The sequence below is a fragment of the Mucilaginibacter sp. genome, from assembly GCF_039207105.1.
Taxonomy (GTDB): Bacteria; Bacteroidota; Bacteroidia; order Sphingobacteriales; family Sphingobacteriaceae; genus Mucilaginibacter.
The window spans coordinates 23,294-48,747 of record NZ_JBCECK010000011.1 but is presented as its reverse complement, the minus strand read 5'-3'; the positions used below and the strand labels follow the sequence as shown (position 1 = coordinate 48,747).

Genomic DNA, 25,454 nt, shown 5'->3' with positions numbered 1-25,454 from the left:
CTTAAATTAGGCTTTAATATCTCTTACGCGTCAACTTATCAGGATATCACAAGTTATAATGTAATTGGCAAGATAGTGGGTACCGATCCGGAATTGAAAAATGAATATGTGGTGCACAGCGCTCACTTAGATCATTTGGGTATCGGTAAACCTGTGGAAGGTGATTCTATTTACAATGGCGCACATGACAATGCTTCGGGTGTTGCCAGTTTACTGGGCATTGCTAATGTTTATAAAAATCTGAAGGTTAAACCCAAACGCTCTATATTACTGGTTCTTTTAACCGGAGAGGAACTGGGTGATCTTGGCTCGGGCTATTTTGCTAAATATCCAACCGTACCTGTTAAAAGTATGGTAGCTGATGTTAATACAGATATGCCTACCATTATTGCTCCGTTGTTGTCAATTACGGCTTTAGGAGCCGAGCTTTCATCTCTTTCAAACCAGGTAGCACAGGCGGCTGGTTACCTGAAGTTAGATGTTGAGCCTGATCCAGAGCCCAAGCAAGCCCGCTTTACCCGGAGCGACCAGTATAGTTTTGTTTTACAGGGTATACCAGCCCTGCACATTAAATATGGTAGCAAAACAGCCGATGGTAAAAACAATATGAATGAGATTGTAGCTCCCTGGAGGGCCAAATATTATCATAAGCCCCAGGATGATATAAACGGTATATTTGATTTTGAAGCCGGAAAAAAATATGCCCAGCTCAATTTTTTGATTGGCTATCTGGTAGCTCAACGGCCCAATAAGCCCACATGGAATGCTGGAGACATTTTTGCAGGAGAATAAACCTTAGAGGTATAGAAGAAGATTAGTGTATATAAATAGAATTATCAGTGATTAATAATATTGAACTGACAGCAATGTCATTGTTAACAAATTTAAAATGCCCCGAATGTGGCACTATACATAATGCTGCAGTACTTAATACGGTTTGTATTAATGAAAGTTGTAAATCAACATTGTTTGCCCAATATAATTTAACGGGTGGCATCAGTAAATCTATTTTGCAGGGCCGGCCTGCTACCATGTGGAGATATAAGGAGTTTTTGCCGGTTACTGATGAAAAGTACATCGTTACTTTAGGTGAAGGTTTTACGCCCATTATTCCTGTTGAAAATCTTAAACAATTTACTACCGGGAATGAGGTGTTTTGGAAGGATGAATCAGGCAACCCGACCGGATCTTTCAAAGCACGTGGTATAAGTGCTGCTGTATCAAAAGCTAAAGAGTTAGGTATACATACAATTGCTACCCCCACAGCCGGAAACGCCGGAGGTGCCTTAGCCGCCTACGCTGCCCGCGGTGGTATGAAAGCTATTGTTTATATGCCTAAGCAAACTCCACGAGTTTTTAAAGATGAGTGCCGTTTATATGGTGCTGAATTGGTTGAAATAGACGGTAACATCAGCGATTGCGGCAAACTCGTTAACGAGCATGCTTTGTTGAATAACTGGTTCCAGGTATCAACACTTAAAGAGCCATACCGATTAGAAGGTAAAAAAACAATGGGCTATGAAATAGCTGAGCAGTTTAACTGGCAATTACCTGATGTAATATTTTACCCTACAGGAGGCGGTACCGGATTGATAGGCATTTGGAAGGCTTTTGATGAGATGGAACAATTAGGCTGGATAGGTGCTGAAAGGCCAAGAATGGTAGCCGTACAATCGCAAAGCTGCGATGGTATTGTTAAAGCATTTCATGCAGGCCAATATGTATCTGAATTTACCGATGGTGGTTTCACCATAGCTAATGGCTTGCGTGTGCCAAAACCTTATGCTGATAAAGTGATACTTAAAGTTTTACGCGATAGCAAGGGCACTGCAATAACTATCAGCGACGAAGAAATGAGCATAGCCCTAAAAGAAATAGCCCGGAACGAGGGCATATTGATGGCACCTGAAGGTGCATCTTTATGGCAGGCCTACAAAAAATTAAAAGCATCTCAATGGGTAAAACCCCAGGAAAAAGTATTGCTCATCAATACTGGCAGCGGTTATAAATACCTCGAAAATATTAAGATATAAGAAGTAGGTGTTCGTTAAAAGCAATTATTTGCTTTTAACGAACATGGAAAGGACAGCTAAAAACATATAAACAATATCCGACCTGGAAAACTGGGCTCTTAAATTTTTGAGTGCAGCAATAAGATGGTTTTTTACCGTGTTTTTTGATATCTGCAGCCGATCTGCAATTTCATCATAGGATAGCCCTTCTTCACGACTGAGCCTGAAAACAAGCTGTTGTTGTTTAGGGAGGCTTTTATAGGCAGTTTCTGCAAAGTCCTGCAAATTGTTAAGTAATATGGTTTCTTCGGTATCGTTATGCAGGTATGTAATCGATTGCCAAAGTTTTTCCAAACTTGCTTTTGAGGTTGTAAATTGCCGTAATGCGTTAAGGGTTAATCGTCGACCTATGGTGAACAGAAGGGGGCCAACCGGGTACGATTCGTTGAGCTTAGCCCGGTTTATCCATAGGTTTAAAAAGGCTTCCTGAACAACTTCTTCACTTAATTCTTTGTTTTTCAGAAAACTGTAAACAAAGTTATAAAGCCTCTTACTGTAAATGCGGTAAATCTCATGAAATGCCGCCTGATCGTCTTTTTTCAGACGGGCAGCGTACTTTTCATTATGATCTTCCAATAACTTCACTTAATACAAGGGGTTAAATTACTTCGAGCTATCAAATCTAAAAAAGATTTGATAATAAAAAGATAATGTTGCGATAAAATATCGTGGTGGTAATTAACAATGTTGTATGTTTAATTGGCCTTACTGCAAAATTATATACATATGTTAAGCGATTCCTTAATATTCTATATGGATTTCAGCTAATTTATTACTTTTTAAAAATATTTTAAAAGCGGGTAGTCCTAAACTGCTTCAGATGTGTATTACGTTTATATTCGGCATCGATTGTAATTTAAAATAAACCAGGTGAGTAAGGAACGTATAAGCTTTCTTTTAAAAAAATATACCACTAACAGCATCAATCGGGAAGATTATGATGAACTTATGGGCTACATTTCCAGATCGGGTAATGATGAGGAATTGTATGAGCTTATGGAGAAAGAGTGGGATAATCTGAACGAGGAAGGTTCTTTCCATGATTTGGATCACGCGAACTTGTATCATAAGATTACTTCCGATCCGCGATTTTCCTTGAGCACTGAACCATCTGAAAAGTCAGTTTTTTATTTTAGAAGATGGATGTCAGTTGCTGCCGGAATATTTATGGTGTTTGGTGTAGTGGCTTTTCTATTGCACAGAACAAAACAAATGTCGCAACAACAGGCGGTTGTTTATTATGAAAAAACAGTTCCTTACGGCAAAAAAATACAGATAGGACTATCCGATGGTACGCAGGTTTGGGTTAACTCTGGCAGCAAGCTAAGGTATCCATCCAGTTTTACAGGTAGTAAACGAGAACTATATTTAGAAGGCGAGGCCTATTTTGATGTGGCCCATGATGAAAAACGGCCATTTATAATACATACCGGTAAAGTGTTTACGCAGGTACTGGGAACTGCTTTTAATATTAAGGCTTATGGTTCAAGCAAAATGAGCGTTACCGTGGCACGGGGTAAAGTGAGTGTAGGTTTACAACGTAAGTTGCTGAGTATATTAACACCTAACCAATGCTTAAGCTATAATCAAATAAGTGGCGATGCTAAAAAATATAAAGTTAATGCCTCCAGGCTACGCTGGATGAATGGCGATCTGATTTTGGATGATACCAACCTCGGCGAAGCAGCTCAGGTGATTGAACGTTGGTATAATGTTAAAATAACATTCAATAATCCTGATGTAAAGACTTATCACTTTACCGCGTCATTCTTAAAACATGAAAATATAGATCAAGTAATGAACGTACTTAGCGAACTTACCAGGTTCAGGTATGAGCGCAACGGCAGTGAAATTATTATCAAATAATTATAAAGACACTAATTAACTAAACTTAAAGAAATCAATATATGAGAAAAAAATAACGCAAACCCAGGCCATCAAACCATGATGGTAAACCCTTTATTAAAAAAACCGCTGCGGCGCCAACCGCAACGGCTTTTAGCAGGATAACAGAAGTATCAGTTCTGTTACCGGTCAGAGTTTAAACCAGTTTCCTAAAAACCGCTTAAATCCAAGTAAAATTATGAAATTTTTACTACTTAAATTTTTTTCTGTTCCCAAAAGGAACTCAGACCAATTAACCATACTTCTCCGTATTATGAGGTATACCACCATTACCTTTACAGTTTTACTTACTTGTTGTAATATGCTGTTTGCCCACGTAACCAACGGACAAACTATCAAAAACATCAATGTAGTTATTGGCGTAACAAACCAAAGCCTAAAATCAGCTATCAAACAAATTGAAAAACAAACTGATTTTCGGTTTGCCTACAAAAATGATGAGCTAAAGGCATACAATAATGTTACCATACCTGCAGGCAACCGTACCGTTGAAGAAACACTCAAGCTTTTGTTAGATCAAACAGGCCTGATGTACAAACAACGTAATAACTACATTCTTTTAGTACCTAAGCCAGTTACTCCGGTACAAGCTGAAGCTAAAGCCGAAGTGATGATCCCGGCAACTGATATAACCATCAAAGGTAAAGTTACCGATAAAGCTACAGGCGAAGCCCTGATCGGTGTTTCTATCCGTGTTAAAGGTGGTACTAACGGTGTAGCTACTGATCTGAACGGCGCTTTTTCTATCAATGCTCCTGATAATGCTATATTAGTAGTATCATACCTGGGTTATGTAACCGCAGAAGTAGCTGTTGACAAAAGAACAGCTATTAATATTGCTTTAGATGCTTCATCAAAAGGTTTAAGTGAAGTTGTAGTTGTTGGTTATGGCACGCAGAAAAAGGTGAACCTGACAGGTTCTATCGCTACTGTAAACAGCGACAAATTGGAGAACCGCCCAATGGTTAACCTTGGCGATGGATTACAAGGCCTTATCCCTAACTTAAACGTAAGTTTAGGCGGTGGCCAACCAGGTACAGCTGCTACGTTCAATGTTCGTGGTGGTACAACAATGAGTTTAACAAATGGCGATGCGGCCACTACTCCGTTAGTATTAATTGATGGTGTGGCACGTGACCCTAACCTGATTGATCCTAATGATGTAGCCAGTGTAACTGTGTTAAAAGATGCGGCATCAGCAGCTATATATGGTGGCAGGGCTGCAAACGGCGTTATTCTGATCACTACTAAAAGTGGTAAAGCCGGCCCAACACGGGTTACCTATTCAGGTTCTTACACTATTTCAAGACCTACACGTTTGGTAGAGCAGGTAAACTCGCTTGATTATATCAAAATGTTTAACGAGGCTAATCGCACGGGCTTAAAAAGTGGTGGTTATTCAACCACGCCTTTTACCGCGCTTGACTCTACTATGGCGACTGCATATTTTAATGATCCGGCCAATAACCCTACTGGTTATCCTGATCCTGCTAACCCTAAAAGGTATCGTTACGTAGGTAACACCGACTGGACAAAAGTATTATACCCCGGTTGGGCTCCTCAACAACAACATAACATATCGGTTTCTGGTGGCGAGGGTAAAACAACATTCCTAACCAGTATGGGATATTTCAGACAAGAAGGTTTAGAAAAATCTGCTAACCAGGTTTACCAGCGTTATACCCCAACCTTAAAGGTTAATTCTGATGTGGCTAAATGGTTAACATTGGGTTTAAACATGAGCATGACCCATACCGACAATAACCAGCCTGCATCAACCCGTATTAATCAAGGCGGTGCATGGTTGTATTCAAATATTCCGCCGGTAATGCCTGTTTACAACCCAGATGGTAATTTTGCAGGTCAGGGTAATTACACCAACCCATTGGCAGTTAATGCTTTGTCTGGTCGTGATATTGATGCTCAAAATGATTTCTGGACAACAGGTCGAATAATAATTAAGCCGGTTGATCACGTGTCTGTAAATGTTGATTATACCTGGAACGCGCTGAACGATAACCGTAAGGCTAACCTGATACCATTTAACGAATATGGTGTTAATGGTACATTCCTGGATATTTATCCATGGACAAACCCATCGCAGGTAATTGAAAACAAAACTAATAATAACTACAATGCTTTAAATGCCTTCGCTACTTACGAAAACAGGTTTGGCAAACATTATGTAAAAGCGTTAGTAGGTTACAATCAGGAGTATCAGCACTATCAATTAGGCAGTACATTAGTTAAAAATTTGATTGACCCTAATCTACCAGCATCGGGTATTAACAATGACCCTAAACCACAGGTAGGAAGTGTTGAAACCGAATATGCCCTGGTAGGTACCTTTTCAAGGTTGAACTATATCTATGATGATAAATACCTGGTAGAGATCAATGCTCGTTATGACGGTACTTCACGTTTTCAGCCAAGCAGCCGTTATTCTTTTTCTCCATCTGCATCAGTAGGATGGAACGTAGCTCAGGAATCATTTATGGAGGGTATCAGAGGTACACTTAACCAGTTGAAATTAAGAGCATCTTATGGTCAGTTACCAAATCAATTGGTACCTGGCGTGGGTTCAAATACACAAATGCTCAATATGCTGGCTAATTCTGTAGCTTCGTCAGCATTCCAGTATCCTTACATCGCGGTCCAACAAACAGGTTTGGTTAATTACCTGTTGAATGGCCAGCAAGGTATAATGGTGGCAGCACCTGGTTTAGTAAGCTCATCTTTTACATGGGAAAAAGTGCAAACCAAAAACTTTGGTTTAGATTATGCTTTGTTTAACAGTAAGCTAAACGGATCATTTGATTATTTTATCACCAATATTAAAGATATTCTTGCTCCGGGTGCTCAAACACCATCTACCTTAGGTGCACCCGTTCCGCCAACTAACTCGGCAGCTGTAACATCTCATGGTTGGGAATTTAGTTTGAATTATTCGGATAAGATCAATGAATTAAATTACAGCGTTACACTTGGTTTATCTAACACATCTAATACCCGTGTAACTCAATATGCCGGTAACCCAACACAGGATATTAGTAACCCAATCAATTATATATTTATAAAGGGTCAGGATCTGGGTAATATATATGGTTATGTTAATCATGGTTTTTATAAAACCGATGCTGAAGCGGCGGCTGTTGATAATTCAGCATTAGCGGGTTATAAATGGCTTGCAGGTGATATCAAATACAAAGATTTGAACGGTGACGGCAAGATCAACTACGGTAACAACACGCTCGGCAATATGGGCGATAAGAAACTGATAGGTAACACCACGCCTCACTACAAATTCGGTTTTAATTTAAACCTGTCATACAAAAGCTTTGATTTTGCAACCTTTATCCAGGGTGTCTTAAAACAAGATTTTTATCCTAATGAATACGTGTTTTACGCGTTCAGAGATGATGAGTACAGCATACCATCGCAAATGACAACCAATTACTGGACACCTACTAACACTAATGCCTATTATCCGCGTATCCGATTTAGTGGTGGCGGTAACGAGCAGGCACAGGATAAATATATTTTGAACGCCGCTTATGCCCGTATTAAACAATTAACATTTGGATATACCTTGCCATCGGCAATTGTTAAAAGTATTAAACTGCAAAAACTGAGATTTTACGTGACTGGCGCCAACTTGTTTACGTTTACATCGCTTAATAAAAGCTATGATCCGGAAACAGCTACCAATTTTGGCACATATCCGCTTAACAAATCGTTGTCATTTGGAGTTCAGGCAACATTTTAATCAATGCCTATTGTTTAACCGATGTTAAAAATTATAACAATGAAAAATAAATATATCCTATATATAGCCTGTGTGGCATTAACCATAGTTTCATCATGTAAACGGGAAAGCTTCTTGAACAGGCAGCCTTTGAGTGATATTATCCCGGCAAATTTCTTTAAAAATGAAACCGACCTGCAATTATATTGCAACCAATATTATCCGGCATTAACTATCCAAAACTTCCTGAAACTGGATGATAATTCTGATGATAAGGCTAATGCTACTATAAATGCACTATTGGCAGGTACTTATACTATTCCCAGTACTGCTACCCACAACTATTCAGGAAGTACTACATTAAATTTTGATGCAAATAATATATCTGGTAATGTAAATGTTAATCAATCAGGTACTGATTGGGATTTTGCACTCATCAGAGCTTGTAATTTCTTCCTGATCAATTATCAGAAAGCCGATATTCCTGACGCTACCAAAAACATTTACGTAGGCGAAACACTGTTTTTTAGAGCTAATGATTTCTGGAAAAAAGTGAAAGCTTTTGGCGACGTTCCTTATATCAACAAGTACATCGTTGATACTTCAAAATCTGTTTTATACGGTCCAAGAATGCCGCATAAACAAGTGATGGACTCTGTATTGAAAGATATCAATTTTGCAGTAGCTAATTTGCCTGTATCTCCAGCCAACGGACGTTTGGGTAAATATGCAGCGCTTGCATTAAAAGCACGTGTTTGCCTGTGGGAAGGAACATACAGAAAGTATTCAGGTGCTGGTGATGCAACTACTTACTTACAAGCTGCCTCTGACGCTGCAGAGCAGATCATGAATTCGGGATTGTATAAATTATACACTACCGGAAACCCAGCTTCTGATTACTATAATCTGTTTATTCAGGAAGAGTTACAGGGTAATCCTGAGGCAATATTGCCTATGCGTTATCTGCAAAATATTTTAATGAACGGTATTGATCGCTCATTAGGTGAAGCTGGCGATGGTTACAGCAAAGATTTTGTGAACTCTATTTTATGTTCTGATGGTTTACCTATTTCATTAAGCCCGCTTTATAAAGGTGATAATACGCCTGAAGACGAGTCAACCAATCGTGACCCGCGCTACAAACAACAGATAGCAACACGCGGGTTTGATTTTCTGGCTGGTGACATCATTACTTTGCCACGTATTGGCACAACCGTTACTTCAACCGGTTATCAACCTATCAAAGGTCGTTCAAATAGTTTGGCTGCATGGAACGCTAATGCATCTATATATGATTTCTTTATCTTCCGGTATGCTGAAACTTTGTTGATTGAAGCAGAAGCTAAAGCCGAACTTGGCCAGGCCGATCAAACTGTTATTGATAACACCATCAATAAATTGCGCGATAGGGTAGGCATGCCGCACATGATCATTGCTAACCTGGTTAAAGATCCTAAATCAGATTTTCCTACATTACCTGTTTTGATCGATGAAATCCGAAGGGAACGCCGTGTTGAATTAGGTTCTGAAGGTTTCCGTTTTGATGATATCAAAAGGTGGAGAGCTGGTACACTGATCAACAACCCTAATACTATTTTGGGTATGAAACTTACTCCGGCCTTGCGCGCTCAATATGCGGCGGCCAAGTTAGATGTAAGTAGTGTTGTTGTTGATGCCAATAATTACATACGCCAATATCCGAGTATCACAAACCGTACCTGGAACGATAAAATGTATTTGTTGCCTATCCCAACACAGGAGCTAACGCTAAATCCAAACCTGAAGCAAAATCCCGGATGGTAACCGGTGAGCAAAGGGTATAAATACCAATGCGCAATTTCAGTCCTGTTTGATTAACTTTAGGATGTATCAAACAGGACTGTGTTGTTTTAAAACCATCCGAAATAAATAAGTTTACCTATCAGAAAACTATCTTAAAAAGAATGAAAAAGCTAACAATTGTTGCCTTATTGCTGGTAAATGCATTAACAATCTTTGCACAATCGGCCCCTAAGCCTTACGGTGTGCTGCCTTCACAGTTGCAATTACGATGGCAGGAAACAGAAATGTATTGCATAGTGCATTTTAGTGTGGCCACCTATACTGATAAGGAATGGGGTTTTGGCGATGAAAAGCCTGATATTTTTAATCCTTCAAAATTTAGCGCTTTACAAATAGTAGGAGCAGCTAAAGCGGGTGGGTTTAAAGGTATAGTTGTGGTGGCTAAGCACCATGATGGCTTTTGCCTTTGGCCTACCAAAACAACCGATCATAACATTAGCCAAAGCAGTTGGAAAAATGGCAAAGGCGATGTGGTGAAAGAATACCAGGAAGCGTGTAAGCAATTGGGTATGAAAATGGGTATCTACTGCTCACCCTGGGATAGAAACAATGCAATGTACGGCAAGCCTGCTTATGTAACGGAAGTTTATCGTAAACAGTTGGAAGAGCTTTATGCTAACTATGGCCCCATGTTTATGTCGTGGCACGATGGTGCTAATGGCGGCGATGGTTATTATGGCGGCGCACGCGAGCAACGGAAAATTGACCGCTCGACTTATTATGGCTGGGATACTACCTGGGCCATTACCCGTAAAATGCAGCCCGGCGCGGCCATATTTGGCGACGCAGGTCCCGATGTACGCTGGGTGGGTAACGAAGAAGGCCATGCAGGTGAAACTTACTGGGCAACCTTTACTCCTGAAGCTGCTGATGGTAAAATTCCTTCAAATGGCAACGTGAAATATGAAACAAGTCCTGAAGGTACCCATAATGGAAAATTCTGGATTCCAGCAGAGTGCGACGTGCCTTCAAGACCTGGATGGTTTTACCATAAAGCACAGGATGGTCAAACAAAATCGGCTTATACTTTGCTTGATCTTTACTATAAAAGCGTAGGTCGTGGCGCCTGTCTTGATCTTGGTTTGTCGCCGGATAAAGATGGCGTACTTACTGATGAAGACGTACAGATTCTTAAACAATTCGGTACAGTCATCAAACAAACTTTCGCGGTTAATGAGTTAAAGGGCGCAACGCTAAAAGCAAGTAACATAAGAGGTGGTAATTCAGTAAAATTCGGTACCTCATTTTTATTGGATAATGACCGCTACACCTATTGGGCTACTGACGATGCTGTAACCACACCATCATTAACAGCTGATATGCATACGCCTAAAACTTTCAATGTAATACGCTTGCGCGAGAACATTAAGCTTGGCCAGCGTATTGAAGGCGCGGCTATTGATGTTTGGCAAAACAATGCCTGGAAGGAAATAGCAACTGTACCCACTATTGGTGCAAACAGATTAATACGGTTACCACAAAATATAACAGCCAGCAAAGTAAGGCTACGCATCACCGGTTCGCCGGCGGCAATTGCCCTGAGTGATTTTGGATTATTTAAAGAGCCAACACATTTATCGGCACCAGCAATACTCCGCAGCATTAAAGGCGAAGTAAGCATGAGTACTGAAGCACCTGTAAGCAGTATTCACTATACTACAGATGGCACCGAACCAACTTCAAATTCGCCGGTTTATAAACAGCCATTTGAATACAATAATGGTGGTACTATAAAAGCCGTAAGCTTTGATGGTGCTACAAATCACAGTGAAGTTAAAACCCACGTTTTTGGTGTAAGTAAAACCGGATGGGTAGCATCGGCCCCGCAGGCTGGTAACAACCGGATGCGCCGTGTAGCCAACGCTATTGATGATGATCCTAAAACCATGTACAATACCTGCACTAAAAATGATTCGATCACTTTTAAACCGCAGGAAATTACTATTGATTTAGGTAAATCACAAAGCATAAAGGCTTTCACTTATTTGCCACGTCAGGATAAAAATCCGGAAGCCGAGGGTATTGTAGATAGCTACATTTTCCAGGTAAGTACCGATGGCCAAAACTGGACTCAGGCTGCTGAGGGCGAGTTTTCAAACATCGCTTCAAACCCTATTGAGCAAACTGTAAAACTGAACGCGTCGGTAAACGCCCGTTATTTTAAGTTTACTGCTCATCACGTAATTAAAGGGAATGGGTTTACTGTTGCGGAGATTGGAGTGTTATGATCCGTCGATCAAACTATAATTTATAAGAACAATATTTTCTATGAAGAAGCTTATTCTTTTGCTTTTAATTTTTTCTACCGGTTTGGTTAACGCGCAGAAAAAGCATGTGTTTTCGCTCAGTAAAAATGATTTTTTGTTGGATGGTAAACCTTTCCAAATCATTAGCGGCGAAATGCACCCAGCCCGTATCCCTAAAATTTACTGGCGCCAACGCATCCAGATGGCTAAGGCTATGGGCTGTAATACCATTGCCGCATATGTTTTCTGGAACTACCTGGAGCAGCAGCCCGGTGTATTTGATTTTACTTCTGAGAACAGGAACATAGCCGAATTTATCAAAATTTGTAAAGAGGAGGGGATGTGGGTGCTGTTACGCCCGGGCCCTTATGTATGTGCCGAATGGGATTTTGGCGGCTTGCCTCCATACCTTTTAAAAATACCTGATATTAAAGTACGCTGTATGGATCCAAGATATATGGCTGCGGTTACCCGTTATGTAAGCGTGCTTTCTAAACAGGTTAAGCCACTACTTTGCACTGCAGGTGGGCCAATAATCATGGTACAGGTAGAGAATGAATACGGAAGCTACTCAAACGATAGGGAGTACATTAAAACCCTGAAAAATTTATGGGTAAGCAATGGCATCAATGTGCCTTTTTACACTGCCGATGGTCCTACAGCTTTTATGCTGGAAGCCGGTAGTGTTGATGGCGCAGCTATTGGTTTAGACAGTGGTATCAGCGATGCCGATTTTGAACATGCGGCTCAGCAAAATCCTAACGTACCTGCCTTTAGCAGTGAAACCTACCCGGGTTGGTTAACCCACTGGAAAGAGAAATGGCAAAAGCCTGATAAGGCCGATATATTAAAACAGGTAACTTATCTGCTTGAGCATAAAAGGTCATTTAATTTGTATGTGATTCATGGTGGTACCAACTTTGGCTATAATGCAGGGGCAAATGCGTTTAATCCAACACAGTTTCAGCCAGATGTTACCAGTTATGATTATGATGCACCTGTAAATGAGCAGGGTGCGCCAACCGAAAAATATTTCGCGTTGCGCGATCTGATCGCCAAATATGTGAAATATAAAATCCCTGATGTTCCTAAGGCCATACCTACTACAGAGATACCTGCCTTCCAGATGCAGCCTTTTACCACCGTGTGGAAAGAGTTGCCGGCAGCCATTAAATTGCCGCAGGTAAAACCGATGGAAAGTTTGGGTCAGTACAGTGGGTTTATTTTATATCGTACCAAACTTATTGGTCATAAAAGCGGCAACTTAACTATTACCGAACCTCATGATTATGCTCTGGTTTTATTGAATGGTAAACTGGTTGATTCCGTATATCGCGATGGTGGCAAGTGGACAATCAAATTGCCAAAAAGCGATTTGAAAGATCCAGTTTTGGATATTTTAGTAGAAAATATGGGGCATATTAATTTTGCCCAATACATGATTGACCGTAAGGGTATTACAGATCGTGTTACATTGGAAGGCATGACCCTCACCAATTGGGAAATATACAAGTTACCTATGGACGAAAAGTTTGTGGCTTCGCTTAAACCTAAATATCCCGAAGGTTTTCATGATGGCGTATATTTTGGTGGCAGCTTCGACTTAAATACCGTTGCCGACACCTACCTTGACCTGAGTAATTTCAAAAAAGGAGTGATCTGGGTAAACGGACATAATTTGGGACGCTATTGGAACGTAGGCCCTCAATTTCATCTGTATTGCCCTGCAAACTGGTTACATAAAGGAAAAAATACGGTGACCGTATTTGATCTCCACCAGGAAAAAGCCGCGAATATCAGCGGTGTAAAAACGTTAGAATAACATTAATACTTATACAAGCAAAAAGCCTCATATCGTGAAGATGTGAGGCTTTTTACTTAAAAAAGTTTTTGTGAGGATGACCTGATGATGAGTTCGGTTTCTACCTGTTCAGTAATAAAATCTTCAATGGGCCATTTACTTTCAATGGTTTTTATCAGCATTTCGGTAGCCATTTGCCCAATCTGAAATGCAGGCTGGCGTATCACCGTTAAAGGCGGATCAAATAATTCGGCCACATCTGAGTTGGTAAAGCCTGCAATACCAATGTCCTGTGGTATTTTTATGCCCAGTCTTTTCAGTATATGCATGCAACTAATAGTAAGGCGATCGCTGGCTATAAAAATAGCATCAGGGTGTTCATCCATATTCAGTAGTTCTTTAACAGCTAATTCCACTTCATCCTGTATCATGCCACCGTGATTGCAATGCTTTAAATACCCGGGTTTAAAATCAAGCTGGTGCTTATCAAGAGCGGCTTTAAAGCCGTCAAACCTTTCCCTGCTGATCAACAGGTTATTGGAGTTGGTTAAGTGGGCTATTTTGGTAAAACCGGCTTTGATTAATAATTCAGTAGCGTCAAATGATCCCTTAAAATTATTCGCGATAATTTTATGCGTGTTTACATCGGCTGCTACACGATCAAAAAACACAATCGGAAAACCTTTATCGTGTAGGTATTTATATTGAGAGGTATCAGCGGTTTCGGCAGATAGTGATACCAGCAGGCCATCTACATGTCTTGATAATAAGTGTTTCACGTTGGTACTTTCCCTGTCAAAAGATTCATGGGTTTGCGTAATAATAACATGGTAGCCGCGATTATAAGCTATAGATTCAATACCATTAATAGCCTGCGAAAAATAATCATTAGCAACCTCGCATACTACCACACCAATAGAGTGGCTTTTTTGTTCTTTAAGGCTTAAGGCAATAGGGTTAGGGCGATAATTTACCTTCTCAGCATATTCCAGTACCAGTTTTTTGGTTTCGGCGCCTATTTCATAACTTCCGTTTAATGCTCTTGATACGGTTGATGTTGATAAACCCAGCGCCTTGGCTATGTCTTTAATGGTATAAGATTCAAACATACTTTACTCTCAGATCCTGTAAATAATCGATGAAAACCAAGCGGTTTATAATAATAAGGAATTATTTATTATCCGGCCAATTTACAGTAAAAATTGAGATTTAATAGCTTTCATCAAATGCTGTTAATGTGCAAACGTTCCCGGAAACGATTGCACAGATTTAGTTGCGCATATCTTTTTTTTATTAGCAAAGAGTAATTAATCTTGTTTGGGGATTTGCATTTTCTATGTGCTTAACACAGTGAAAGAGTATTTGCCTTCAACCAATTATAAGCGTTATAAACATGTTCATCATTAAAGGGTCATTAGGTATTGCTACCTTGTTAGTAGCCGGTTTATTAACTGCTTCGGCGCAGGTTACGCCATATTCATGGCAACATTTGCCCAAGGTAAGCAGCCCCGTATTTAAAAAGGATACAGTTAATATCGTGACCTACGGTGCCAAAGCCGATGGCATTACGCTGAACACCAATAGTATCAACAAAGCTATTATTGCATGTAGTGCAAAAGGCGGCGGGGTAGTGCTTATTCCGCAAGGATTGTGGCTTACCGGTCCGGTAATTATGAAAAGTAATGTAAACCTGCATGTAAGCCGGGCAGCCCTGTTACAGTTTACCGATGATAAAAGCCAATATAAACTGGTGGAAGGCAATTATGAGGGTCACCCCGCAGTACGCAATGAGTCGCCTATTTCAGGTACTAACCTGCAAAATATAGCCATAACAGGCGATGGTATTATAGATGGGCATGGCGAGGTTTGGCGTGCCATTGGTAAAGACAGACTTACCGAAGTTGAATGGAAAAAGCTGGTGGCCTCGGGTGGTGTGGTAAGCGAAAACGGCAAAACCTGGTACCCATCTGAAAGTTTCATGACCGGGGCTAAAACACCAGGAGTAGGTGTACTTGGTGCGGGTAAAACTATTCAAGATAATGAGCCTCTAAAAGATTTTTTCCGTCCAAACATGTTAGTGCTTACCAATTGTAAAAAGGTATTACTGCAAAACGTTACCCTGCAAAATTCACCGGCCTGGGATATTCATACTTTGTTGTGCGAAGATCTTACGGTGCAAAATGTGCGAGTGCGTAATCTTTGGAATGCACAGAATGGTGATGGCATTGATGTAGAATCATGCAAAAATGTATTGATCGAGGGCAGCACCTTTGATGCCGGTGATGACGGCATTTGTATTAAATCGGGCCGTGATGAAGAGGGGCGCAAACGAGGCAAGCCTACCGAAAATGTAATTGTTCGTAACAACGTAGTTTACCGGGCGCATGGCGGTTTTGTGATCGGTAGTGAAATGTCTGGCGGGGCCAGGAATATTTTTGTATCCAACTGTACTTTTATAGGTACCGACATTGGTTTGCGTTTTAAAACTACCCGTGGTCGTGGTGGTGTGGTAGAGAATATATTTATCAAGAACATCAGCATGCGTGATATTTTGCATGAAGCCATATTGTTTGATATGTACTATGGAGGGAAATCGCCGGGCGAAGATGGGGATGTAAAAGATGAGGCTGTGATCCCAGTAACAGAAGCTACTCCAGCCTTTAGAGATTTTTATGTAGATAATGTGGTGTGCAACGGCGCCGAAAAGGCACTCCTGATCCGCGGCCTTCCTGAGATGAGCATTAAAGGAATCCATATCGAAAATAGCACTTTCCAAACGAGCAAAGGAGTTGATATTATCGAGGCGCAAAACATCAGCCTTAAAAATATACGGTTAAATAGTAAAGACACCAGCCCATTGATCAATATCAAAAATGGCAATGGTATTGTATTTAACCGTATAACCTATGATCAGGCTCAACTGTTGTTTAAAATAGGCGGTAAAAAATCTGCCCAGGTCAAGGTGGTAAATACAGATGAGTCAAAAGCTAAAACTAAAGTGGAGTTTGAGCAAGGGGTAAATAGCAGTGTACTCACGGCTGCTAAATAAGAATAGGTGTTTAAAATGAGGGGGATAATTTTATTCATATTTACATTTTTGGCACCGGTTATTGCACTGGCGCAAGCAGCTGTGTTCCCGGCTAAGTTTACCGTAGCGCAGGATGGAAGCGGTGATTTTAAAACCATTCAGGAAGCGGTAAATGCTGTGCGCGACCTATCGCAGCAGCAGGTATCCATCTACATAAAAAAAGGTACTTATCATGAAAAGCTGGTTATCCCCTCATGGAAATCCAAAATTTCATTAGTTGGCGAGGATAAGGAAAATACCATTATTACCAATAGTGATTTTTCGGGTAAGCCAAACCCACAGGGTAAAGATGCTTTTGGCAAGGATAAGTTCACTACCTACACATCATACACAATTCTGGTGCAGGGTAATGATTTTGTTGCCGAAAACCTCACAATTATTAATGCTTCCGGCCCAGTGGGGCAGGCCGTTGCCTTTCATGTGGAAGGCGACAGATGCGCCGTGATCAATTGTCGGTTATTAGGCAACCAGGATACGCTATATGCTGCTACTGAAAACAGTCGCCAGTTTTATAAAGATTGTTATATTGAAGGAACTACCGATTTTATTTTTGGCGAAGCCACAGCCGTGTTTCAGCATTGTGTGATCAAAAGCCTTAAAAACTCTTTTATCTCTGCCCCGGCAACTACCGCTCGCCAGCAATTTGGTTTTGTGTATCTTGATTGTGAGCTTACAGCGGTTGATAGCGTTAAAAAAGTTTTCCTGGGTAGGCCCTGGCGTCCAGATGCTAAAGCTGTATATATCAATACGCAAATGGGCAAGCACATAACTGCCACAGGCTGGGACAACTGGCGTAATCCCCAAAATGAAAAGACCGCATTTTTTGCCGAGTACAAAAGTACTGGTAAAGGAGCAGAAGTAAACGGTAGAGCGACATGGTCGCATCAGCTTACGGCGACCGAAGCTAAAATGTATACTATAAAAAATATTCTTGGTGGTCAGGATCACTGGGATGTATCATCTATAAAATAATTTGTATGATCAGGAAACTATTAATATTGTTCACTATTCTTTTTTCGGGTTTGTTGCTTCATGCGCAAACAGAAAAACCGTGGTCGCAGCGCATGGCTGCTACGGCCATGCATTTATGGAAAGATTCGTTACCCAGTAATGCCTGGTCATACGATCAGGGGATAGTTTTACAGGGATTGCAAAGTGTTTGGCTGCAAACGGCGGATAATAATTATTTTAACTATATACAGCGGGCTATGGACAGGTATGTTGGTGCCGATGGCTCTATACGTACCTACAAGGCAGAAGATTATACGCTGGATAATATTTTATCGGGTCGTAGCCTGATGATGCTTTACCAGGTTTTAAATTCAGAAAAATACTACAAAGCGGTTACGTTGCTGCGCAAGCAGCTTAGCCAACATCCCCGTGTACCCGAAGGCGGTTTCTGGCATAAAAAACGTTACACCAACCAAATGTGGTTAGATGGCCTGTACATGGCCGGCCCTTTTTATGCGGAGTATGCCGCGGCCTTTCATGAAGACGCTGATTTTGATGATATAGCCAGGCAGTTTATCCTGATGGAAAAACAGGCACGCGATCCTAAAACGGGTTTGTTGTATCATGGCTGGGATCAAAGCAAAAAAGAAAAATGGGCCGATCCTAAAACCGGTCTTTCTGCAACATTCTGGGGTAGGGCTGTTGGCTGGTATGCTATGGGGCTGGTTGATGCGCTGGATCAGTTTCCGGCTAATCATCCTCAAAAAGCAGCTTTATTGGCTATTTTAAATCGTTTGGCCACAGCTATTACCAATTATCAGGATAAAAGTACCGGAGTATGGTATCAGGTATTGGACAAAGCCGGTGAAAAAGGTAACTATCTGGAATCATCTGCATCGTGCATGTTTGTGTATACCCTGGCTAAAGGCGTAAGGGAAGGTTATTTACCTGCAAAATACCAGGCAGTAGCCCAAAAAGGGTATGATGGTGTTATTAAACAATTTATAGAAACTGATACCAGCGGCCAGGTTAATATTAAAGGTGTTTGCGGTGCTGTGGGCCTGGGCGGGAATCCGTATCGTGATGGTAGCTATCAATACTATACCAGCGAAAGACCTGTTGTAAATGAAACCAAAGGTGTGGGCTCCTTTATGCTGGCCAGCACAGAAATAGAACGACTTGCCAAGGCAAACACAGCCAAAGGAAAAATAGCCCTGCTGGATAGCTATTTTAACGACGAGCATCGCCAAGATAATATCACCGGTAAAAGCATTTCTTTCCATTACAAATGGGAGGAATGGGATAACAACGGCTTCTCCTTACTTGGCCATATTTTTAACAGTAATGGTCTGCATACTGAAACCCTTTATCAGGCACCTGATGCTGAAAATCTTAAAAAATCGGCTGTTTATATCATCACAGATCCTGACATTCCTAAAGAAAACCCACAGGCAAAATACATTGAACAACCTCATATTAAGGCTATAAGCGATTGGGTTAAAAATGGAGGTGTGCTGTTAGTATTAAATAACGATACAGGTAATGCAGAGTTTAAGCACCTTAATCAGCTGATGGTAAAGTTTGGTATCCGCTTTAATGAAAATAGTGTTAACCATGTAATCGGCCGCCAGTTTGAACAGGGCGCTATTGAGATACCTGCTGACAATAGCCTATTTAAAACAGCCCGGAAAGTTTACATGAAAGAGTTAAGCACCCTTGAAGTTACTACCTCGGCAAAGGCTGTGCTAACCCATAAAAACGACATCGTTGTTGCTACCGCTAAATATGGGAAAGGAGTTGTTTTTGCCGTTGGCGATCCCTGGCTTTACAATGAATACACCGACGGCCGCAAACTACCTGCCGATTATGACAATTTTAAGGCCGCAAACGATCTGGTGAACTGGGTGGTACAACAAATAACAGCGAAATAATTTAAACAATATTAAATCCCCTTGAAATTAGTATATGATCTTATCAAAGTATAACCTCAACAAAATAAGTGTTCCGTCGCTTGAATTGCCCGGCGAAAAGGTATTTGACCTACCTGAAAAAGTGCTTCAGTTTGGCACAGGCGTGCTTTTACGTGGCTTGCCCGATTATTTTATAGACAAAGCCAACCGCAACGGCATTTTTAATGGCCGGGTAGTGGTAGTAAAATCAACAGATACTGGTTCGGTAAGTGATTTTGACAAACAGGATAATTTATATACTGTTTATTCTAAAGGTATCGAAAACGGTGCTGAAGTAAACGAACAGGTGATCTGTTCGGCCATAAGCCGGGTGCTTTCAGCTGCTAACGAGTGGGATGCTATTTTAGAAGTAGCCCGTAACCCAAACCTGCAAGTGATAATCTCCAATACAACCGAGGTTGGTATTAAGCTGGTAAAAGAAGATGTGAGTAAGCATCCACCGGTATCTTTCCCGGGTAAGTTACTGGCTGTTTTGTATGAGCGGTACAAGGCTTTTAATGGCAGCACGGATAGTGGACTGGTTATTATCCCGACAGAGCTTATTGTTGATAATGGTAAGAAACTGGAATCAATAGTATTGGAGTTAGCGCATCTCAATAAGTTGGAGCATGCATTTATGGATTGGTTGGAGAATAGTAATAGTTTCTGCAATTCATTGGTTGATAGGATTGTGCCTGGGAGGCCGGAGCAATCAGTAAGTGATGAGCTGGATGCTAAAAATGGTTATACCGATAACCTGAGCATCATGGCAGAAACTTATAGCTTATGGGCAATTGAGGGCGATGATAAAATAGCATCGGTATTATCATTTTGTGAGGCTGATAAGGGAGTGGTGATCACCCCGGACATAGAGCTATTCAGGGAGCTTAAACTGCGTTTGTTAAATGGTACCCATACACTGAGCTGTGCCGTGGCCTATCTTTCGGGTTTTAAAACTGTTAAGGAAGCGATGGATGATGAAGGTTTTACCAAATTTATTACCCAGCTGATGTTTAACGAGATTATGCCGGCTATTCCTTATCAGATTGAACACAATGTGGCTGCTGACTTTGCCGGCAAAGTACTTGACAGGTTCCGCAATCCTAATATCAGGCATGAGTGGCTGAGCATTTCTATGCAATATGCCACCAAAATAAAAATGAGAGTTATTCCGCTGTTGCTTAATCACTATAAACGGAACAACACAGCGCCCGAATGTATGGCGCTCGGGTTTGCAGCATTTATCAGGTTTATGCGGGTAAAGCTAAATGCCGAAGGTCAGTATACAGGCGTCGCTAATGATCTGGAATATAAAGTTACCGATAATCAGGCCGAGTATTTTGCCAAAGTTTGGGAGGCTCAGGATACCGGAACTGTGATACAAAACGTATTAAAGAATAAAGACCTATGGGATGCCGACCTGAGTGTGCTACCTGGTTTTAAGGATGCGGTATTGGAGCAGTTTAATCGTATTGATGCAAACGGCGCTTTGGTATTGGATACCATTTAATATTTAAACATCATGAAACAAAGAATTATAAAAGTACATCCTGCAGATAACGTGCTTGTAGCGCTCACCGATTTGCAAACTGGTGAGGAAGTAGTTTATCAGGGTAATAAATATATACTGGTTGAAACGATACCCGCCAAGCATAAATTTGCCATTAAGGATATCCCCAAAGGCGGCGAAATTATAATGTACGGTGTTTTAGTGGGTAAGGCCCAAAGCTATATACCGGTAGGTGGTTTATTATCAACTGCTAATGTGGTTCATGCCGCCAATAGCTTTTTAACCGGTAGCAGCCACACCGACTGGCACAAGCCCGATGTAAGCAAATGGCAAAGCCAAACCTTTAACGGTTATCATCGTGAAGATGGCAGTGTAGGTACAGCAAACTACTGGTTAGTGATCCCGATGGTATTTTGTGAAAACCGCAACATTGAAGTATTGCAGGAAGCTCTGGTAAAACCGCTGGGCTATGGCCGTAAAAAAACATATGAGATCAAGGCTCAGCAATTGATTAGCAAGATCAAAGCAGGCGGAGCCATAGATGAAGTTTTATACACTGAAATTGAAGGCGATACGGCCCGCAGTAGCAGCGATAAATTGTTTCCCAATGTAGATGGTATTAAGTTTTTAACGCATACAGGTGGCTGCGGTGGCACACGTCAGGATTCAACCACTTTATGTGGTTTATTGGCAGGTTATATTACGCACCCCAATGTGGCAGGCGCAACGGTACTAAGTCTGGGTTGCCAGAATGCCGAGGTTAAAACCTTACAGGAAGAGATAGCCAAGCGCTCGCCGAATTTTAGCAAGCCATTATATATTCTTGATCAGCAAAAAACAGGTAAAGAGTCTGATTTGCTGGAACAAGCTATTCGGCAAACTTTGGCCGGTTTAATGCAGGCCAATGAATATACTCGTATGCCTGCGCCGTTGAGTAAACTGGTTATCGGCTTGGAGTGCGGTGGTTCTGATGGCTTTTCAGGTATTTCAGCAAACCCGGCTATCGGCTATACTTCAGATCTATTGGTTACGCTTGGTGGTTCGGTTATTTTGGCCGAGTTTCCTGAACTGTGTGGGGTTGAGCAAAACCTGATTGATCGCTGCCTGGATAAAGGCAATGCCGAGCGTTTTGCCAGTTTGGTAAGCAGTTATAGCCAGCGCGCAGAAGAAGCTGGTTCTGGTTTCTATATGAACCCATCACCGGGAAATATTAAGGATGGATTGATTACGGATGCCATTAAATCTGCCGGAGCGGCAAAAAAAGGAGGTACTTCCCCGGTGGCTGATGTGCTGGATTATCCTGAAAAGGTAACCAGGCCGGGTTTAAATCTGCTGTGTACTCCTGGCAATGATGTGGAATCAACAACTGCTGAAGTAGGCTCTGGGGCAAATATTGTATTGTTCACTACTGGTTTAGGTACACCAACAGGAAATCCGATCGCTCCTGTTGTAAAGATCGCGACAAACACTACCTTGTACAACCGAATGAGTGATATCATCGATATCAATACCGGTACCATTGTGGAAGGCGACGAAACCATTGAGCAAGCCGGCGAAAGGATACTGGATTATGTGGTAAAAGTAGCCAGTGGCGAAATAGAGGTGAGTGCTGTACGCCACGGTCAGGACGATTTTATCCCCTGGAAAAGAGGGGTTTCTTTATAAAATATTTATTGTAAAATAATGAAGGTACTAACCTGTATAACACCCGGCCAACTGGAATATGGCACCGCTGCCCAACCTGAACTTAAACCCGGCCATTCGCTGTTGAAGATTAAACGCATAGGTATCTGCGGAACTGATTTGCATGCATTTGAGGGAACGCAACCATTTTTTAGCTATCCACGCGTATTGGGCCATGAACTTGCCGCCGAATTGATTGATGCAGGTGATGCAAAGGGTTTTGAAAAAGGTGAATCTGTAACTTTTATTCCGTATTTCAATTGCGGTAAATGTATTGCCTGCCGCTCTGGTAAACCTAACTGTTGTGTGAATATTCAGGTTTGCGGTGTACATGCCGATGGTGGTATGGCTGAGTATCTGCAGGTGCCCTCACATTTGTTAGTACATGGCGAAGGGCTGAGTTTTGATGAGTTGGCGCTGGTTGAACCATTGGCTATAGGTGCGCATGGTGTGCGCAGGGCGCAAGTACAACCGGGCGAATTTGTACTGATAATAGGTGCAGGCCCCATTGGCTTGGGCATCATGGAGTTTGCGCGTATTGCAGGTGGAACTGTCATTGCTGCTGATGTGAATGCCCAGCGTTTAGCCTTTTGCAAGGATAATTTAAAAGTGCCGCATACTATTAATGTAAAGGACGAGGATGTAATGGCAAGACTTTCGGCCATTACCAACGGCGATATGCCTACTGTAGTTATTGATGCTACTGGTAATCAGAAGGCTATAAATGGCGCGTTTCAATATATGGCGCATGGAGCAAGATATGTATTAGTGGGCTTACAGCGCGATGAGCTCATCGTTAGTCACCCTGAATTTCATAAGCGCGAAGCTACATTGATGAGCAGCCGCAATGCCACGCGGCAGGATTTTGTACATGTGATCCGGTCAATGAAGAATGATCTTGTCGATCCGCAGACCTACATTACTCACCGGGCAAAATTTGATCAGGTAAAAGACCAGTTTGAAAGCTGGTTGGATCCGGCCAACGGGGTGATCAAAGCTATGGTTGAATTATAAAGTTGATAATGAGGAGAGCCGTTATATTGGGTTTGATGATCAGTATGTTTTGCCTTAGGCTAAGTAATACTTATGCACAGCAAAAGCATATCCTGGGTTTTGATAAGCTCAAAACTTACGTGAGTTACTTTAATGCTATTGATACCGAAACGGTAAAGAATTACATTACCAATGATCATGCTTATGATTGGCTGGCCAAAAACGTACCATTGTTTGAATGTCCGGATTCCGCTATCCAAAAGATATATTACTATCGCTGGTGGACGTTTCGCAAACACCTCAAACAAACACCCGATGGTTTCATTTTTACAGAATTTATTATCCCGGTAAGTTTTACAGGGGTTTATAACAGTTCCAGTAGTGCCTTAGGTCACCAGGTTTACGAGGGGCGCTGGCTGCATGATCCGCAATACATTAACCAGTATATTAACTTTTGGCTGTATGCAGATCCTAAACAAAAAAAGCCGCATGGGCATGCCTTTAGCAGTTGGATAGATGATGCTGTTTACAATTACTACCTTGTGAACCTTAACAAGACTTTTATTCAGCAAAATATTCAAACCTTAAATCTCGATTATAAGCAGTGGGAAACTGAAAAGCAGCTGCCATCAAAATTATTCTGGCAGTTTGATGTGCGCGATGCTATGGAGGAGTCCATCAGCGGCGGCCGCAAGGTAAAAAATATCCGACCAACCATTAATAGTTATATGTATGGCAATGCGGTTGCCTTATCAAAAATGGCTGCAATAACCGGTATTGATTCACTGCAAACTAAATACACTCAAAAAGCTGCCGAACTAAAAAAACTGGTTCAGGATAGTTTATGGAATGGTGCTGCTTCATTTTTTGAGGTGCGCAAACCTGACGGTCACTTTGCGGATGTGAGGGAAGAACTGGGTTTTATTCCCTGGTATTTTAACCTGCCTGATGATCAACCTGCATATGCTAAGCAATGGAACGAAATAACCGATACCAAAGGTTTCAGTGCTCCCTGGGGTATAACAACTGCAGAGCGCAGGCACCCTTTGTTCCGTACGCATGGTACTGGCCATAGTTGTGAGTGGGATGGGGCAATATGGCCTTTTGCTACTACACAAACACTCAAAGGTTTGGCTAATCTGCTAACCAATTATCAAAATAAAGGCAGCATGACCCCCGCTATATTTTACGATAACTTACATCAATATGCATTATCACATATTAAACGGGGCGTACCTTATTTAGGAGAGTATCAGGATGAAAAAACGGGTTATTGGCTCAAAGGTGATAATCCGCGCAGCAGCTATTATAACCACTCCGGTTTCTGCGATTTGGTTATCAGTGACTTGGTAGGGCTAAAACCACGTGCTGATAACACGCTTGAAATTTCGCCCCTTATTCCTCAAAACAAGTGGCAGTGGTTTGCGCTGGATAATGTATTGTATCATGGTCACACCATCACTATTCTATGGGATAAATCAGGTACTAAATATCATAAGGGCAAGGGTTTCCTGATTTATGCGGATGGTAAAATAATCGCACGGAGTACACAATTAAAATGTGTATTGATAAAGCTCCCGGTTTAACCGTAATATGCTGACCTGTTTATAAGGGAAGATATATGGTAATATCGTATAGCACATGGCGAAAATATCAGATGAATTTACCA

16 protein-coding genes are annotated in these 25,454 nt (G+C 41.4%); 14 read left to right on the top strand and 2 right to left on the bottom strand.

Annotated features, from left to right (window positions below):
* Both AAGC65_RS04080 and AAGC65_RS04075 read left to right on the top strand, forming a co-directional pair.
* Positions 1-792: M28 family peptidase (locus AAGC65_RS04080; protein WP_343111135.1), on the top strand; the 792-nt coding region annotated here is incomplete at its 5' end.
* A 74-nt stretch (positions 793-866) separates the two neighbouring features.
* Complete coding sequence (locus AAGC65_RS04075; protein ID WP_343111134.1) at positions 867-2,033, top strand: threonine synthase; 1,167 nt, start codon at positions 867-869, stop codon at positions 2,031-2,033.
* Between the two features lie 24 nt (positions 2,034-2,057).
* Here AAGC65_RS04075 and AAGC65_RS04070 read toward each other — a convergent pair whose 3' ends face one another.
* Complete coding sequence (locus AAGC65_RS04070) at positions 2,058-2,657, bottom strand: RNA polymerase sigma-70 factor (protein ID WP_343111133.1); 600 nt, start codon at positions 2,655-2,657, stop codon at positions 2,058-2,060.
* 285 nt (positions 2,658-2,942) lie between these two features.
* Here AAGC65_RS04070 and AAGC65_RS04065 point away from each other — a divergent pair, with 285 nt between their 5' ends.
* From AAGC65_RS04065 to AAGC65_RS04045, 5 genes are all read left to right on the top strand, one after another.
* Complete coding sequence (locus tag AAGC65_RS04065; RefSeq protein WP_343111132.1) at positions 2,943-3,938, top strand: FecR domain-containing protein; 996 nt, start codon at positions 2,943-2,945, stop codon at positions 3,936-3,938.
* A gap of 217 nt (positions 3,939-4,155) precedes the next feature.
* Positions 4,156-7,743 (top strand): TonB-dependent receptor, encoded by a 3,588-nt coding sequence (locus tag AAGC65_RS04060; RefSeq protein ID WP_343111131.1) that lies wholly within the window; start codon positions 4,156-4,158, stop codon positions 7,741-7,743.
* Between the two features lie 39 nt (positions 7,744-7,782).
* Complete coding sequence (locus AAGC65_RS04055; RefSeq protein ID WP_343111130.1) at positions 7,783-9,525, top strand: RagB/SusD family nutrient uptake outer membrane protein; 1,743 nt, start codon at positions 7,783-7,785, stop codon at positions 9,523-9,525.
* A gap of 140 nt (positions 9,526-9,665) precedes the next feature.
* Positions 9,666-11,792, top strand: a complete 2,127-nt coding sequence (locus AAGC65_RS04050; protein WP_343111129.1) for an alpha-L-fucosidase — start codon at positions 9,666-9,668, stop codon at positions 11,790-11,792.
* Between the two features lie 40 nt (positions 11,793-11,832).
* Positions 11,833-13,632 carry a glycoside hydrolase family 35 protein gene (locus AAGC65_RS04045; protein ID WP_343111128.1) on the top strand — a complete coding sequence of 600 codons (1,800 nt, stop codon included), beginning with the start codon at positions 11,833-11,835 and terminating at the stop codon, positions 13,630-13,632.
* A 56-nt stretch (positions 13,633-13,688) separates the two neighbouring features.
* Here AAGC65_RS04045 and AAGC65_RS04040 read toward each other — a convergent pair whose 3' ends face one another.
* Positions 13,689-14,720, bottom strand: a complete 1,032-nt coding sequence (locus tag AAGC65_RS04040) for a LacI family DNA-binding transcriptional regulator (RefSeq protein WP_343111127.1) — start codon at positions 14,718-14,720, stop codon at positions 13,689-13,691.
* Between the two features lie 284 nt (positions 14,721-15,004).
* Between AAGC65_RS04040 and AAGC65_RS04035 the strand changes: the two genes are divergently transcribed.
* Genes AAGC65_RS04035 through AAGC65_RS04005 form a run of 7 tightly spaced genes read left to right on the top strand, consistent with a single transcriptional unit; the run spans position 15,005 to position 25,371 of the window.
* Positions 15,005-16,660 carry a glycoside hydrolase family 28 protein gene (locus AAGC65_RS04035; RefSeq protein ID WP_343111126.1) on the top strand — a complete coding sequence of 552 codons (1,656 nt, stop codon included), beginning with the start codon at positions 15,005-15,007 and terminating at the stop codon, positions 16,658-16,660.
* Between the two features lie 15 nt (positions 16,661-16,675).
* Positions 16,676-17,671, top strand: coding sequence for a pectinesterase family protein (locus AAGC65_RS04030; protein ID WP_343111125.1), 996 nt, complete (start codon positions 16,676-16,678; stop codon positions 17,669-17,671).
* A 5-nt stretch (positions 17,672-17,676) separates the two neighbouring features.
* On the top strand, positions 17,677-19,581 hold the full coding sequence (locus AAGC65_RS04025) for a glycoside hydrolase family 88 protein (RefSeq protein WP_343111124.1): 1,905 nt from the start codon (positions 17,677-17,679) through the stop codon (positions 19,579-19,581).
* A 34-nt stretch (positions 19,582-19,615) separates the two neighbouring features.
* Positions 19,616-21,109 carry a tagaturonate reductase gene (locus tag AAGC65_RS04020; protein ID WP_343111123.1) on the top strand — a complete coding sequence of 498 codons (1,494 nt, stop codon included), beginning with the start codon at positions 19,616-19,618 and terminating at the stop codon, positions 21,107-21,109.
* A 12-nt stretch (positions 21,110-21,121) separates the two neighbouring features.
* Positions 21,122-22,774: an altronate dehydratase family protein gene (locus tag AAGC65_RS04015; RefSeq protein WP_343111122.1), complete on the top strand. Its 1,653-nt coding sequence runs from the start codon at positions 21,122-21,124 to the stop codon at positions 22,772-22,774.
* Positions 22,775-22,792: 18 nt separating this feature from the next.
* Entirely contained in the window at positions 22,793-23,806 is a 1,014-nt protein-coding gene (locus AAGC65_RS04010; protein ID WP_343111121.1) for a zinc-binding alcohol dehydrogenase family protein, read from the top strand.
* Between the two features lie 8 nt (positions 23,807-23,814).
* Positions 23,815-25,371 (top strand): MGH1-like glycoside hydrolase domain-containing protein, encoded by a 1,557-nt coding sequence (locus AAGC65_RS04005; protein WP_343111120.1) that lies wholly within the window; start codon positions 23,815-23,817, stop codon positions 25,369-25,371.
* Positions 25,372-25,454 lie beyond the last annotated feature (83 nt).